15 protein-coding genes and 1 pseudogene are annotated in these 14,402 nt (G+C 68.2%); 11 read left to right on the forward strand and 5 right to left on the reverse strand.

The window, feature by feature from the left end:
* Nucleotides 1-132: 132 nt before the first annotated feature.
* Nucleotides 133-306: a DUF2158 domain-containing protein gene (locus O9344_RS20140; protein ID WP_363321953.1), complete on the reverse strand. Its 174-nt coding sequence runs from the start codon at nucleotides 304-306 to the stop codon at nucleotides 133-135.
* A gap of 536 nt (nucleotides 307-842) precedes the next feature.
* Between O9344_RS20140 and O9344_RS19770 the strand changes: the two genes are divergently transcribed.
* Both O9344_RS19770 and O9344_RS19775 read left to right on the forward strand, forming a co-directional pair.
* Nucleotides 843-1,103: a helix-turn-helix transcriptional regulator gene (locus O9344_RS19770; RefSeq protein WP_298481313.1), complete on the forward strand. Its 261-nt coding sequence runs from the start codon at nucleotides 843-845 to the stop codon at nucleotides 1,101-1,103.
* Nucleotides 1,104-1,498: 395 nt separating this feature from the next.
* Nucleotides 1,499-1,795, forward strand: a pseudogene (locus O9344_RS19775) (HNH endonuclease); the annotation flags it as partial.
* 3 nt (nucleotides 1,796-1,798) lie between these two features.
* Here the strand turns inward: O9344_RS19775 and O9344_RS19780 are convergent.
* Nucleotides 1,799-2,353 (reverse strand): disulfide bond formation protein B, encoded by a 555-nt coding sequence (locus O9344_RS19780; protein WP_298481315.1) that lies wholly within the window; start codon nucleotides 2,351-2,353, stop codon nucleotides 1,799-1,801.
* Between the two features lie 100 nt (nucleotides 2,354-2,453).
* Here O9344_RS19780 and pgsA point away from each other — a divergent pair, with 100 nt between their 5' ends.
* From pgsA to O9344_RS19795, 3 genes are all read left to right on the forward strand, one after another.
* Complete coding sequence (gene pgsA, locus O9344_RS19785; RefSeq protein ID WP_298481317.1) at nucleotides 2,454-3,077, forward strand: CDP-diacylglycerol--glycerol-3-phosphate 3-phosphatidyltransferase; 624 nt, start codon at nucleotides 2,454-2,456, stop codon at nucleotides 3,075-3,077.
* On the forward strand, nucleotides 3,074-3,325 hold the full coding sequence (gene moaD / locus O9344_RS19790; protein WP_298481319.1) for a molybdopterin converting factor subunit 1: 252 nt from the start codon (nucleotides 3,074-3,076) through the stop codon (nucleotides 3,323-3,325). The genes pgsA and moaD overlap by 4 nt, the downstream gene beginning before the upstream one ends.
* 92 nt (nucleotides 3,326-3,417) lie before the next feature.
* Nucleotides 3,418-4,455: an MBL fold metallo-hydrolase gene (locus O9344_RS19795; protein WP_298481371.1), complete on the forward strand. Its 1,038-nt coding sequence runs from the start codon at nucleotides 3,418-3,420 to the stop codon at nucleotides 4,453-4,455.
* Between the two features lie 15 nt (nucleotides 4,456-4,470).
* Here the strand turns inward: O9344_RS19795 and O9344_RS19800 are convergent, their stop codons facing one another.
* From O9344_RS19800 to O9344_RS19810, 3 genes are all read right to left on the reverse strand, one after another.
* Complete coding sequence (locus O9344_RS19800; protein ID WP_298481321.1) at nucleotides 4,471-7,239, reverse strand: TIGR02302 family protein; 2,769 nt, start codon at nucleotides 7,237-7,239, stop codon at nucleotides 4,471-4,473.
* Between the two features lie 93 nt (nucleotides 7,240-7,332).
* The gene (locus O9344_RS19805) at nucleotides 7,333-8,274 is read right to left on the reverse strand and encodes a threonine/serine dehydratase (protein ID WP_298481323.1); all 942 of its coding nucleotides are present in this window, start codon (nucleotides 8,272-8,274) and stop codon (nucleotides 7,333-7,335) included.
* A gap of 48 nt (nucleotides 8,275-8,322) precedes the next feature.
* Nucleotides 8,323-9,078 carry a DUF429 domain-containing protein gene (locus O9344_RS19810; RefSeq protein ID WP_298481325.1) on the reverse strand — a complete coding sequence of 252 codons (756 nt, stop codon included), beginning with the start codon at nucleotides 9,076-9,078 and terminating at the stop codon, nucleotides 8,323-8,325.
* Between O9344_RS19810 and O9344_RS19815 the strand changes: the two genes are divergently transcribed.
* The 6 genes from O9344_RS19815 (at nucleotide 9,077) to O9344_RS19840 (ending at nucleotide 14,343) form a co-directional block, all read left to right on the forward strand.
* Complete coding sequence (locus O9344_RS19815) at nucleotides 9,077-9,757, forward strand: transglycosylase domain-containing protein (protein WP_298481326.1); 681 nt, start codon at nucleotides 9,077-9,079, stop codon at nucleotides 9,755-9,757. The genes O9344_RS19810 and O9344_RS19815 overlap by 2 nt on opposite strands.
* Nucleotides 9,758-9,800: 43 nt before the next feature.
* A complete protein-coding gene (locus O9344_RS19820; RefSeq protein WP_298481328.1) occupies nucleotides 9,801-10,511 on the forward strand; it encodes an AprI/Inh family metalloprotease inhibitor in 711 nt (236 codons plus the stop codon).
* Between the two features lie 98 nt (nucleotides 10,512-10,609).
* Complete coding sequence (locus O9344_RS19825; RefSeq protein ID WP_298481330.1) at nucleotides 10,610-11,398, forward strand: enoyl-CoA hydratase-related protein; 789 nt, start codon at nucleotides 10,610-10,612, stop codon at nucleotides 11,396-11,398.
* Between the two features lie 30 nt (nucleotides 11,399-11,428).
* Nucleotides 11,429-12,307 carry an SDR family oxidoreductase gene (locus O9344_RS19830; protein ID WP_298481373.1) on the forward strand — a complete coding sequence of 293 codons (879 nt, stop codon included), beginning with the start codon at nucleotides 11,429-11,431 and terminating at the stop codon, nucleotides 12,305-12,307.
* Between the two features lie 88 nt (nucleotides 12,308-12,395).
* Complete coding sequence (locus O9344_RS19835; protein ID WP_298481332.1) at nucleotides 12,396-13,217, forward strand: IclR family transcriptional regulator C-terminal domain-containing protein; 822 nt, start codon at nucleotides 12,396-12,398, stop codon at nucleotides 13,215-13,217.
* Between the two features lie 142 nt (nucleotides 13,218-13,359).
* Nucleotides 13,360-14,343, forward strand: coding sequence for a tripartite tricarboxylate transporter substrate binding protein (locus O9344_RS19840; RefSeq protein ID WP_298481334.1), 984 nt, complete (start codon nucleotides 13,360-13,362; stop codon nucleotides 14,341-14,343).
* Nucleotides 14,344-14,402: the final 59 nt, after the last annotated feature.

A 14,402-nucleotide genomic window follows, 5' to 3' on the forward strand; every position in this document is an offset into this window, starting at 1 on the left:
GATCTTCGCAATCGTCTCCACAACCAGCATCCCAAACTCGCCTCCGATCAACCCGGAGGCACTGTGGACCCAACATCGCGGGGGTCCCGTTTGGACGCCGATCACCCCGAAAACGGGGTCCTTATTCCACGCCTATCTACATTCAAGCGCAGCGACAACGAATGCCCTGCATTCCAGGCGCCCTTTGCCGGCTTGGAACCACACGCAATGTACCTTTCCTTGATCATCTACGCTCTCGACAGTCATGTTCGGACCACCAGATCTCAACCGCACCACTACACCCTGGACGATCCCACCACTGTCCATTCTAGGTGCCACGGGCCGCTGTATTCCTGGCGTTATTTTTACGAGGCCCGCGATTAAGTTGACACGCCTGCAGTTGTTCCGCTACTCTCGCAAATTCTCGCGTTACGTTTAAGAGCCTGGCCTCAAACTGGTCTAAGTCACACACATCTCTTCGATCATCAATAATCTGCACTCCGGCCCATTTCTTCATTAGCTCAATGGCCACAAGCTCTGATACGCTGAATATGCGAAAGCGTATCCAAGCGCGGCTCGATCCTGAGCAAAATACATCGTGGTGAAAGCCTTGGGCTTCCAGCCATTCAGCAAGATGCCGGGCTGCATCCACTACCTCTGGCCACGACGACTCACACTTCACGTCGCAATCATAACCCGGACGTCCCCGTACGGACGAAATCGATACGGTCGTACGAAAGCCGTCACTGAAGCCAGGGGCTACTACGTCGCTCGACAAGGACAACTCCCGGCGCGAATCAGCATCCTCTAATGCGTAATATATTGCGTCGCCAGGCGAAAGGGTTGCGTTCATTCAATAGCGAATGGGCGTAAGAACGCGTGTATCATCCAATGTCCGCCGACAAAGGATTGAGATCGGCATCACACAAGCTGAACTCGCGACGCGCGTCGGAGTTGATCGCGCATACATTAGCGCTCTAGAACGTGGACTGTATAATCCGACTATAGAGCGCGTCGAGCAGATCGCTCTTGCACTCGGCGTAGACGTGAGCGTTCTTTTCGACTTAGCAGTCGGCGAACACGTGCAGCGCTCCCACATCGTTCGTAAGCGCACGCCTTTGTAATACTGTTTTGCCATTCTATACGCTTATTCTTACATTTGCGGCGTTCATTTCCGCTTTGGATGCGCTGTCTGTCCTTATGCGCTGCTTCTCTTGCAACTGCGATCACTACGGACTTTACCCGAACACTCGCCCTCTCCCCGTCACATCGGTTCGCCTACGTTTCAGGCGGAACGACTGATATGGTTTTTGTTGTCTCGCTTAATTGCGAGGAAGAATAGCTCGGCAAACTATCTCCATATTACGTGATCCCTGCCACTTTGGGGCCAGATCGATCAAAAGCCCCGGCTGAGCAACCCCGACCAGCTCAGCCGGGGCTTTCCCATCAGGGTAGCGCTTGAATAGCACCATGATCAAAAAGCGTGTTCGGTGCAGCAATATGTCCTCACTACAGAGAACTGCGCGACCGCTTCCGCTGCCAATATTGCGGTCATGGCGAGGATCTGACATTCGACCACCTCATCCCGCGCTCCAAGGGCGGCCAGACCACCTGGGACAACGTGCTCACCGCCTGCTCGCCCTGCAACCTGCGCAAGGGCTCGATGACCCTGAAGGAATCCGGGCTGGCCCTGGCCCGCCTGCCCTTCGCGCCGTCGGTGCAGGACCTGCACGCCAATGGCCGGCTCTTCCCGCCGAATTATCTGCACGAGAGCTGGATGGACTATCTCTACTGGGACACCGAACTGGAGCCGTGAGGCTCAGGCGGTCTCGCGCGGCCGGCTGGCCGCCACCAGCGCCAATGCGGCCAGCACCGTGGCGATCAGCGCGTTCCAGCCCGCCAGCGACACGCCGAGGAAGCGCCAGGCCGCCACCGTGCAGTCCGCCAGCGGCTTCGCCGTCTGGATCTGGCGCAAGAGGTCGGCGGGATTGCGGGCGATGACGGCCGGTTGGGCGCAGGTCGTCGGCCCCGGCCAGAAGCCCCATTCGGCGCCGGCATGATAGATGCCGAGGCCAGCGCCCCAGATCATCAGCCCTGCGAGGACGAGGAGCCCGAGGCGGATCACCGGCGCCGGGGCCCGCTTCCAGGCCAGCCCCGCGACGACCAGCGCCGCCGGGATCACCGCGTAATAGGGCACGCGCTGCTGCAGGCAGAGCGGGCAGGGCGAGAGGCCGACGACGAACTCGAAGAAATAGGCGCCGAGAATGGCCCCCGTGCCGGCTGCGGCGATGAACAGCGCCGCGGAGAGCCAGGGACGGGCGAGGACGACCGCGCCGAGGGCGGATCCGCGGGGGGTGGTGGAGCTCAGCGTCATGGCTCGGGTTCTAGACCTTCACGCGGTTCTGTCCAACAGCCGCAGGGCCCGAACGAGGGATTCCATTGACCCGAAGCGCCCCCTCGTCCATCACAAGATCATGAGTTCGGCCGATCCGATCACCCGCCGGCGCGGCGGGGGAACCTACAGCGTTCCCAACCTGCTGACCTACGGCCGCGTGGTGGCGGTGCCGCTGGTGGGCGCCTGTCTTTTCGTCCAGGTCATCTACGAGGGTGGGATTTGGCTGCGCTGGGTGGCGCTCGGCATCTTCGTCGCCGCCGCCATCACGGACTATTTCGACGGCTACCTTGCCCGGGCCTGGCAGCAGCACTCCGCCATCGGCCGGATGCTCGACCCGATCGCCGACAAGCTGCTGGTGGGCGTCGTCCTGCTCTTCCTCGCCGCCGACGGCACCATCTTGGGCTGGTCGCTCTGGGCGGCCATGGTCATCCTCGCCCGTGAGATCCTTGTCTCGGGCCTGCGCGAATTCCTCGCGGAGCTGCGCGTCTCCGTGCCGGTGACGCGGCTCGCCAAGTGGAAGACGGCGGTGCAGCTTGTGGCCGTCGGCTTCCTCATCGCCGGCCCCGCGGGTGACAAGATCGTGCCGGGCGTGACGCTCATCGGCATCGTCCTGCTCTGGGCGGCGGCGATCCTCACCCTCTACACCGGCTACGACTATTTCCGCGCCGGCGCCGGGCACCTGATCGAGGAAGACGAGCGGTGAAGGTCCTCTATTTCGCCTGGGTGCGCGAGCGTATCGGCAAGTCCTCGGAGGAGATCGACGTGCCGCCCGATGTGCGCACCGTCTCCGACCTCATCGACCATCTGATCTCGCTCGACGAGACCTATGCTCATGCCTTCGAGAACCGAACGGTGATCCGCGCGGCACTCGATCAGGTTCACGTGAAGCCGGATGCGAGCCTCGACGATGCCGAGGAGATTGCCTTTTTTCCGCCCATGACCGGCGGCTAGTCTCCCTCCCCATGGCGCCCCCCGACGCTTCTCCCCCTCCGCAGACATCCCGCCGCTTCAGCCGCCGGCGGCTGCTGGCGCTTCTCGCCGGCATGCCGCTGATCGGCGGCGCAGGCGGTGCCTTCGCCTTCAGCCGGCAGGCCTATTACACCGGCCCGGTGAGCGACCATTTCGACGGGACGCGCTTCTTCGACCCGCATGGCGTGCCGCCGAAGCCCTTGACCGACCTGCTGCGCTGGCAGTTCGGCGATGACGAGAAGGCGCGCTGGCCCGAGACCTGGCCGCTCGCCGCCAGCGACAAGCCGCCGGCCAGGGTCGAGGGCGAGGCGATCAGGCTGAGCTATATCGGCCATGCGAGCTTCCTGTTGCAGACGCGCGGCCTCAACATCCTCATGGACCCGGTCTGGTCGGAGCGGATGTCGCCGGTCTCCTTCGCCGGGCCAAAGCGCGCGAACCCACCGGGAATCGCCTTCGAGGACCTGCCCAAGATCGACGTGGTTCTCGTCAGCCACGGCCATTACGACCATCTCGACCTGTCCACGCTGTCGCGCCTCCAGGCCGTGCACCAGCCGCGGGTGATCACGCCCCTCGGCCAGGACGCGATCATGAAAGGCCATGACGCCGCCATCCGCGCCGAGGCGCATGACTGGGGCGACCGCGTCGAGATCGGTAACGGCATGGCGGTGCATCTGGCGCCGATGCGGCACTGGTCGGCGCGCGGCATCTTCGACCGCAACAAGGCGCTGTGGGCGGCCTTCGTGCTCGAGGCCCCCGGCGGGCTCGTCTACCACATCGGCGACACCGGCTATGGCGACGGCCATCATTTCCGCGAGGCCAAGCGGCGCTTCGGCGGCTTCCGCCTCGCCATCCTGCCAATCGGCGCCTATGAGCCGCGTTGGTTCATGCGCGACCAGCACATGAATCCGGCCGAGGCGGTGCAGGTGATGCTGGATTGCGGAGCCAGGCGCGCGCTCGCACATCACTGGGGCACGGTTCAGCTCACCAACGAGGCCATCGAGGCGCCGCGCGAGGCGCTGGCGGCGGCTCTCGCCGAACGTGGCATCGCGCCGGAGACCTTCCGGGCGATCCGCCCGGGCGAGGTGTGGGAGCTTCCCGCCGCCGAGGCCTGAGCCCGGCGACGCGCTTTACTGGATCTGCAAGCCGCGGAGCAGGCGCTCGAGATAGTCCATCTCAAGCTGCGGACGGTCCTGCTCGGAGAGGCGGCGGCGCAGCTCCTCCAATACCCGCTGCGCGCGCTGGGCGGCGCCCTCGCCGGCATTGGGGATGCGGACGTCGGAATTGTCATTGGCCTCGCGGCCGCGGGTCGGACGTCCAAGCGGATCGTAATCCTGGTTGCCCGCCTGGCCGAGGCGGCCGGCCTGTCCGTCCTGGCCCGGCTGGCCGGGACCCTGACCCTGGCCCTGGCCTTCCTGCATCTGCTGGGCGAGACCCTGCGCGCCGCGCTGAAGATTGCGCAAAGCACGGCCCTGCGCATCTGTCGCGCCCTGGCCGTTGCCGCGGCCGAGAGCGTCCTCGGCCTCGCGCATGGCGCGGCCGGCCCCATCAAGGCCTTCCTGCGCCTGCCGGCCAGCCTCTGAGCCACCGGGTCCCTGGCCCTGCTGGCCTTCCTGACCCTCGCCGCCCTGGCCCTGCCGGCCGAGCTCCTCGCGCAGCTGGTCAAGCAGCTCGCGCAGCTGACGCTGGGCGTCACCGAGCTGGTCGAAGCCCTGCTCACCCTGCTCGCCCTGTTGTCCCGGCTGCTGCTGCTGGCCCTGCTGGCCGCGCTGGCCGTTGCGCTGCTGCTGCTGGTTCCGCTGGGCGCGGCGCTGTTCCTGCTGGCGACGGAACGTGTCGTCGCGCAGCTGCTGCTGGCGACGGATCATGTCGGCAAGCCGGTCGAGCGGGCTCTCGCCCTGTTCGCCGCCCTCACCGTTCTCACCCTGCTGCTGCTGTTGCTGCTGCCGGCCGGCCTGCAGGCCCTGCAGCATCTGCTGGAGCTCCTGCATCAGGCGCTGTGCCTGATCGCGGGCGCCATTGCGGGCGAGGTTCTCGATGCGGTTGAGCATGTCGCGCAGGTCCTGCGGGCGGACCGTGCGGGTGTTCGGGTCGCGCTGGGCCTGCTGCTGCTGCTGGTTGCGGCCGTCCTGACGGTTGCGCAGCGCCTGTTCGGCAAGCTCGCGCATCAGCCGGTCCATGGCCTGGCGCAGGTCCTGCGACAGGCGGCGGATCTCCTCCTCGGAGGCGCCGCGCTCGATGGCCTGGCGCAGGCGCTCGGCGGCCTGTGAGACGGCGCGCTCGGCCTCGGAGACGTCGCCGTCCTCCATGCGCACGGCGATGTCCCAGAGATAGTCCATGACCTCGCGCAGGGCCTCGTCGTTGCGGGCGCGGACGATGCGGAAATAGGCGGTGCGCAGGCCGAGATAAACCGGCGTCTCGAGGCTGAAGATATCCGGCGCCGTGGTCAGCGCCTCCAGCGCCCGGGCGACGCGCGGGGCGGCATTGGCGTCGAGCGCGAGCAGCCGGCGCTGCTCGATGAGGACGCGGGGGATCGGCTTGGAGAAAACCCGCTGCGGCAGGGTGCCATAGAGCGTGTCGGAGAAGCCTTCGTTGCCGGCATCGTCGCGGGCCTTGAGCTTCACCGCCACCTGCAGTCCAGCGAAGGGATGGGTGGTAAAGTCGCGCGCCGTCTGGCCGTTGCCAGAGCGGGTGCGCGCCTGCGGCAGGGTGAGGGGTAGGGCGGAGAGCTCGGCGAGGGGCCGCGCGCCGGGGCGCTGCAGCGCCTGCGCCGACGGCGCCAGGGTCATGGTGGCCTCGGCCTCCTTCACCCCGTAATCGTCCTCGACCTTGTAGGAGAGCACCATCTGGTTGCGCGGATCGGTCTGGGGCGGACGCTCGAAGGCAATGGTCGGCGCACCATCGGCGATGGCCTCGAAGCGCCAGACGAGGGGCGCGGCGCCAGTGCCACTGACGGCAAGGGTGCCGGCACGGCTCACCGTCCAGCGGGTCTCGGCGAGGGCGGCGGCATTGGGCTGCGACGCGGCGGGAGCGGGCGCGCCAGTGGTCGCCGCGGCATTGGCGGAGCGTTCGGGGGCCGGCGCCTCAGCGACGCCGCCCTCAGGCTTCACCGCGACATCGGCAAGGCCGGCGACGCGCAGCGTCACCACGGAGCCGGCGGGAACGCGGAAGATCTCGGGCTCGCCCTGGGCGGGGGCGGCCTCGCCGGAGCGGCGCGTCGGCAGGATCACCGGCGGGCGGGCGGTATAGGCCGGCGGCGTCACCCAGGCGTCGATGCGGTAGGTGATGGGCGTCGGCGGCGCCCGCCAGTCGAAGGCGGTCATCAGCCGCGCCATGCGCTCGTCACCGGCGAGGAAATAGGCCGGAACGATCAGCAGAAGGGCGAGGGCGCGGACGGCATAGCGGTCGAGCGCCGGCATGCGCGGCGTCGGGATGCCGGTGCGCAGCCGGCCGGCGGCCGCGGCAACGCGGGCGCGATGCTCGGCCCAGAGCGCCTTGGCAAAGGGGTCGTTGGAGGTGGCGAGGTCGTCGGCGAGCGCCGTGGCGGGGCGATGGCCGCCCTCCGTCATGCGATCGATGCGGCGCAGGGCCTCCTGCTCGCTCGGTCGGCGAATGGTCAGCAGCGGCCAAGCCGCGCCGACGAGGAGGGCGAGGACGAAGAGGACGCCGCCGAAGCGCGCCCAATAGGGCACGACCTGCCAGAAGCCGAGCCAGGACACGGCGAGAACGCCGCCGAAAATGACGAGGAAGAGGACGAGCCGCGGCCAGACGCGCTCCCAGAGCAGCACGAGGCGGGCGCGGTCGATGGCATGGGCCAGCGCGAGATCATAGCCGCTGCGGGCGGGGGCCTGATCGTCGCCGCGATCCCGGGGGCGGTCCTTGTCCATGCCGTCGCTCAAGATCCGCTCCGGTTCGAGCCTCGTGCACTGCACAAGCTACCATGGTCGTCCTCAAAAACCACCATTTCAAGGCGGCAAACGATCACGGATCGTTCAGGACGCGACCGTCGTCGCAAGGGCCGCCAGATCGACATTGGCGCCGCAGGCCAGGACGCCGACGCGCTCGCCCGGGGCGGGGCGATAGGCGCCCGAGGTGAGGGCCGCGAGCGCTGCCGCGCCGCCCGGTTCGCTCGCCGCCCGCAGGCCGAGCCAGAGCCGCTTCTGCGCCTCGCGGATGGCGTCGTCGGAGACGAGGACGACATGGTCCACATGGGCTGCGGCGGTGTCGTAGACGCGGGAGAAGACGTTGCGGGCGCCAAGCGAATCGGCGGCGACCGAGGCGACATCGACATCCACCGGCCCGCCGGCGGCGAGCGCCGCGTGCAGCGCGCGCGAGCCCTCCGGCTCGACGCCGACGACCTTCACCCGCCGCCCGAACCAGGTCGCGATGCCGCCGATCAGTCCGCCGCCGCCGACGGCGACGAGGACGGTGTCGAGCGGGCCGGCATCGGCCTCCCATTCGAGCCCGACCGTGCCCTGGCCCGCCATGGTCGGCCAGGCGTCATAGGCGTGGACCGAGTGCGCGCCGGTCTCGGCCGCAAAGGCCTCGCAGGCGGCCAGCGCCTCGGCATAGCGGGCGCCACCGACGACGAGGTCGGCGCCAGTCTCGCGGATGCGGGCGATCTTGGCGGGCGAGGAGATCTCGGGGACGAAGATGCGGGCGGGAATGCCGAGCGTCGCCGCGGCATGGGCGACGGCAATGCCGTGATTGCCGCCGGAGGCCGCACAGACGCCGGCCGCCGGCATGGTGCCGCCGAGCAGGGTGTTGAAGGCACCGCGGGCCTTGAACGTCCCGGTCACCTGCAGGAATTCGAGCTTCATCGCCACAGGCACCGGCGTGCCGAAGGTCTCGGCCGGGAGCACCAGGGTCGGCGTGCGGCGAATATGGCCGGCAATGCGGGCATGGGCGGCGCGGATGTCGTCGGGCGTCAGCATGGGTCTGTCCTTGGGAGCCGGGCACCGGAGCCCGGCCGGCGCGCCGGGTCAAGCCCAGATCGCAACGGGCAGGCCATGCGCATCGCGTAGCGGCGGATCGGGGAAGGGCCGCGCCGTGCCGGCGAGCAGCCGGCGGGCGACCCACGCATTCACCGCAGCGTCGAGCAGGTCGTCGGGCCCGGCGCCACGCGGCGGGGCGGCGAGCAGTGCCTCGGGAAAGCCGGCCGCGACCAGCAGCGCGCGGCGATAGGCGAGGCCCGGCGGGTGGGGGCGCGACTTCACCTTCTTCGGCTCCGGCACGGCCGCATCGCCGTTGAGCCGCCAGAAGGCGAGTTCGGGATGGACCTCGTGGACGCGGTCGAGAAGAGCGGGCGTGGCGCGCAGCAGGCGGTCGATCTCGCGAATCTTGGGAAAGAGGAAAAAGGCCTGTTTCGACACCTTGCGGGGCGGGTCGGAGGTCTCGAGCGCAAGCCGGCAGCACTCCCGATAGTCCTCCGCCTCGACCGCGGCGCGGGAGGGAACCGAAAAGACCGAGGACTGACGCTCGCCGAGCAGCGGGCGAACCAGCGTTTCAGGTCCCCGGCCGCCGGGTCCCGCCCGCTCGGGCAGGCCGATGGGCATGTCGACGGCGATTTTTTCGACATCCGCGGTGAGATCGGCGAAATCGCGCGCTATCGTGACGCTCGGCGCAAGCGGACCCTCGGCGGCGATCGTCACGGCGATCCAGCCGGCGGGACATCCGTCGATGCCGCGCACCCGCCGCTCCCCGCCGGGAGTGGTCGTTCCCTCCGATGCGATGGTCATGCTCCGCTTCCTCCGCCGCCTGGTCCTCGTCGGCCTTGTCCTTGCCCTGACGCCCCTCGTCCTGGCGCTGGTCTATACGGTGGTGACGCCGATCTCGACCCGAATGGTCTGGCGCATGGTGACGCTGCAGGGCTACACGCGCACCATCGTGCCGCTCGACCAGGTGGCGCGCGCGGTCCCGGCCGTGCTCATCGCCTCGGAAGACGGCCAGTTCTGCCGCCATCGCGGCGTCGACTGGCGCGAGCTCCTCGCGGTGATCGACGACGAAGACGGGCCGAGCCGGGGCGCGTCCACCCTGCCGATGCAGGTCGCGCGCAACCTCTTCCTCTGGCAGGGCGACACCGGGCCGACGGCGATCCTCCGCAAGGGGCTCGAAATCCCGCTCGCCCTGATGATCGACCTCGTCTGGTCGAAACGGCGGATGATGGAGATCTATCTTAACGTCGCCGAATGGGGCCCGGGCGGCGAGTTCGGCATCGAAGCCGGGGCGCAGCGGGCCTTCGGCAAGCCGGCCGCACGGCTGACCACGGGCGAGGCGGCCCTCCTCGTCTCCATCCTGCCGAACCCGATCCGCCGCGATGCCCGGGCGCCGGGACCGGGGGTGCGGCGCAAGGCGGCGATCATCACCCGCCGGGCGGGTGCCGCAGACCTGTCCTGCCTCAGGCTGCGGGACAACTGACGGCGAGTGGACGAGCGCACGGTTTCGCGTTTCAAATCGGCCCATGGTTCCTGCCCTCCTTCTCCTTGCCGCCATCGCCATCCCGGCGCCCGCCATCGCCCAGGCCCCCGCCACCCAATCCGAGGCGGCGCTGGTGGAGCGCGCCGTCGGCCCCTGGGAGCTGTCGAACCCGTCGGGCAGCCGCAAATGCGGCGTGACCTTCCGCGCCGAGCGGGCAGGGCCTGGACGCGGCCTGACGCTCGCCGAGGGCTGCGCTGCCGCCTTCCCGGCGGTCGCCAATGTCGCGGCCTGGTCGGTGGCGCCGACCGGAGCCATCCGCTGGCTCGACCGTGCGGGACAGCCGGCCTTCGATTTCGAGGAGACCGAGGTCGGCATTTTCGAATCGCTCCGGGCCGGCGATCCCACCGTCTATTTCCTCACCAATCTCGGGATCGCCGGGCGCGCCCTGCCCACGGCGGACGATGTCGCCGGCGGCTGGAGCCTTGGCCAGCCCACCGGCCGCGCCCTGTGCAGTCTCGGCCTGAAGCAGGAGCTGGCGGCGGATGCGGGTGCCCTGGAGCAGCGCTTTGCCCTCGATGTCGCCAGCGGCTGCGAGCGATCGGTCGCCGCGCTCGGCCTCACCTCCTGGCGGCTGGATCGCGAGATCCTCGTCATCCTCGGCAAGGGCGGCACCCTGTCCTTCCGCCGCGAGGATGGCGGGCGCTGGGTAAAGACGCCCGCCGACAACCGGCCGCTGGTGCTCACCCGGCCCTGACGCCCCTGCCCGAAATGGGGAGTGGCATTCGTCCCGCCGATTTCGTCCACTGAAACGATGCTTCGTCCGGCGGAACCGGACGCATCGGGAGAATGGACATGAGCGAGGGTGCCGGCGAATCGGTCCGGGTGGAGAGGACGGGGGCGGTCGCCACCCTCATCCTCAACGAGCCGAAGTCGATGAACGCCATGTCGGTGGGCATCAAGGCGGGGATCGAGACACATCTGCCGGGCCTGCTCGCCGATCCGGCAGTGCGGGCGATCGTCATCACCGGCACGGGCAAGGCGTTTTGCGCCGGCGGTGACATCCGCTCCATGGACGACCGGGCGACGCTGTCGGTGAAGACGCGAATGACCCGCACCTATCGCTGGCTTATCCCACTCCTCACTGCCGACAAGCCGATCATCGCCGCGGTGAATGGCGCTGCGGCCGGCGCCGGCCTGTCGCTGGCGCTCACCGCCGACCTCATCGTCGCGGCGCGCGACGCCCGGTTCAAGGCGGGCTTTTCGGGCCTCGGAGCGGTGGCCGACCTCGGCCTCGCCTACACCCTCCCAAGGGCCGTCGGCTTCCAGCGCGCCAGCGACATCCTGCTCACCAACCGCGAGGTCGGCGCCGAGGAAGCCCATGCCATGGGGCTGGTTGCCCGCCTTGCCGAACCGGATGCGCTGATGACGGCGGCGATGGAGCTGGCCCGGGCGCTAGCGGCCGGGCCGACCGTCTCCCTCGGCCTCACCAAGCGACTGATGCGCCGCGCCTATGAACTGCCGATCGAGGGTTTCCTCGAGCAGGAGGCCATGTCCCAGGTGGTCGCCTTCGGCAGCGAGGATTTCGACGAGGGCGTCAGCGCCTTCAAGGCCAAGCGCAAGCCAGACTTCAAGGGCCGCTGAGAGCCCGCGGGGAGAGACGCGATGACGACCATGTTCAAGGACGGCCTTCTCGCCGGCAAGCGCATCCTGGTGACCGGCGGCGGCACCGGCCTGGGCCGGGAGATGGCGGAAGACTACCTCCGGCTCGGCGCGACAGTGCATATCTGCGGGCGGCGCAAGGGCGTGCTCGACGACACGGCAAGAGAGCTGATGGACCGGCATGGCGGCCAGGTGCACACCCATTCGGTCGATATCCGCGTTGCCCAGGCGGTGGAGGAGATGATCGAGGAGATCTTCGCCATGGGGCCGCTGACCGGCCTCGTCAACAACGCCGCCGGCAACTTCATCAGCCCGACCAAGGACCTCTCGCCGCGCGGCTTCGACGCGATTGCAGGGATCGTCTTCCACGGCTCGTTCTATGTGACGCTCGCCTGCGGCAAGCGCTGGATCGCCGGCGGCCACAAGGCTTCGGTCATCTCCATCCTGACGACCTGGGTGTGGAACGGTGGGCCCTTCACCGTGCCCTCCGCCATGTCCAAGGCCGGCATCAACGTGATGACCCAGTCGCTTGCCGCCGAATGGGGTCGCTACGGCATCCGCCTCAATGCCATCGCGCCGGGCCCCTTCCCGACCAAGGGCGCCTGGGAGCGGCTCAATCCGGGCCTTGCGGCCGAGCAGGACAAGGGCCGCCAGGGCAGCCCCATGGGCCGCAACGGCGAGATGCACGAGCTGAAGAACCTCGCGACCTTCCTCATGGCGGATGGCTGCGAGTACCTGACCGGCCAGACCATCGCCATCGACGGGGCGCGCTACAACGCCACGGGCGGCAATTTCTACGATCTGTCGAGGCTCTCGGACGGCGAATGGCAGGCGATGGCGGAGATGATCCGGTCCGCCAACGACAAGGACAAGGCGCAGCGCAGCGTTTGACCCCCACCAGGGGACAGGCGGCGAGCTTTGTGGTGTTATCGCGCCGTTCCGGACCGGCCACGGCCCTCCGGGAGTTCAGGAAGCCCTTATGCCGTCGTTCGAACCCGTCATCGCGCTGTCCCGCGGCCTCGAAATCCTCCGCGTGCTGAATGCCGAACGGCGGTCCACGGTCGGCTCGCTGCACAAGGCGACGGGCCTCAACAAGGCGACCATCGTGCGCATGCTCGAGACGCTGGAGCATGAGGGCTACGTCATGCGCGACGCGGCGCGGTCGGAATATCTGCCGACCGGGCGCTGCCTGCTGCTCTCCCACGGCTATGACCAGCATCTGTGGATCGGCGGCGTCGCCGAGCCGATCATGCACGAGTTCCGCAAGCAGATCGGCTGGCCCTCCGACATCGCCATCTTCGACCGCGACGCGATGATCGTCGCCCAGACGACGCGCGAGCCGGGCTCCATGCTGTTCAGCCGCCGCCCCGGCTTCCGCTTCCCGCTGCTCTCGACCTCCATGGGCCGGGCCTATCTCGCCTTCTGCCCGCCGGAGCAGCAGGAACGGATCATCTCCCTGCTCGCCGCCATTCCGGGGAAGTCCACCGATCTCGCCCGCCAGCCGAAGAAGCTCGCCCAGCTCCTCGCCGAGGTGCGCGAGAAGGGCTATGCGCTGATGGACGACAGCTACAGCCAGCACGTCTTCGACGGGCGCGTCTGGGCCATGGGCGTGCCGGTGCGCGACGGTGACGAGGTCTTCGCCTCCATCAACATCATGATGCTGCACGGGGTCATCAGCGTGGAAGACGCAGTGAAGGGCTTCCTCGGACCGCTGCAGGAGACCGCCGCACAGATCGCCGCCGCCCTCACCGACAAGTTCCGCGCCACGCTCTGGGCTCCGGGAGGCGCCAAGGCCGATTGACGATCGAGTTCCACATCAGAAAGCCGGTTTTCGCGGGTTTGACCGGTCCTGTCGGCCGTGACAGCATCGCATCAGGTCGCAAGATCCAAAGGGTGAAAACACCCACGAGGCCCCGCCTCGGCCCATGTCCAGAGGAAGCCCCATGCCGTTGTCCATCACCCGCCGCGGCCTGATCGCCGCCAGTGCAGGGGCCGTCGCCGCGCCCGGCCTGCTCAAGGCCCAGGGCACCTGGCCGAACCGCCCCGTCCGCATTCTCTGCGCCTTCCCCGCCGGGGGCATCACCGACGGCTATGCCCGCGCCTATGGCGACTACATCGCCCAGAAGAGCGGCCAGACGGTCGTCGTCGAGAATCGCGTCGGCGCCGGCGGCGGGATTGCCGCGCAGGCGCTGAAAAGCGCGCCGGACGATGGGCACACGCTGATGATCACCATCTCGTCGACCATGCTGGGCAACCGGGTCATGTTCAAGAACCTGCCCTACGACCCGGACAAGGACTTCTCGTTCCTGGCGATCATGTCGACAGGCCACCTGCCACTGGTGGCGCAAAAGGCAACGGGCGCCAAGACCATTGCGGAATTCGTCGAATTCGCGCGGAAAAACCGCACCAGCTTCGGCTCCTACGCGGCCGGCTCCTTCGCCCATATCGTCGGCGCCGAACTGAACCGTCGCTTCAGCCTCGACATGACCATTGTCCATTATCGCGGCGAGGCGCCGATGTGGCAGGACCTGCTGACCGGCAACAGCGCGGTGGCGATGGGCAGCTACACCGCCGCGAAGGGCGTGCTCGACACGGGCGCGGGCACCGCCATCGCCGTGCCGACCGCCAAGCGCATGTCGACGCTGCCCAATGTCGCCACCTATGCCGAGCAGGGCCTCACCGACCCGGTTTTCGACCTGATGAGCTGGGCCGGTTTCTTCGGCAAGGCCTCGATGCCGGCGGAGATGGTGCAGCAGATTTCGGACCTGATGGTTGAAGCCGGCAAGACCGAGCGGATCCGCAACCTCACCGCCACCTTCGGGATCGATGATACGGCGCAGGACCATCGGTTCTTCCGCCACATCTACGAGACGCAAGGCCCCATCTGGCTCGATCACCTGAACCGGCTCGGCGTCACGCCGAGCTAAACCACCCTGACGATTGGTCACAGGGCGAGGCGGCTGCCTGCGGTCCTAGACTGCGACGA

It is taken from the genome of Phreatobacter sp. (assembly GCF_027532945.1).
GTDB lineage: Bacteria > Pseudomonadota > Alphaproteobacteria > Rhizobiales > Phreatobacteraceae > Phreatobacter.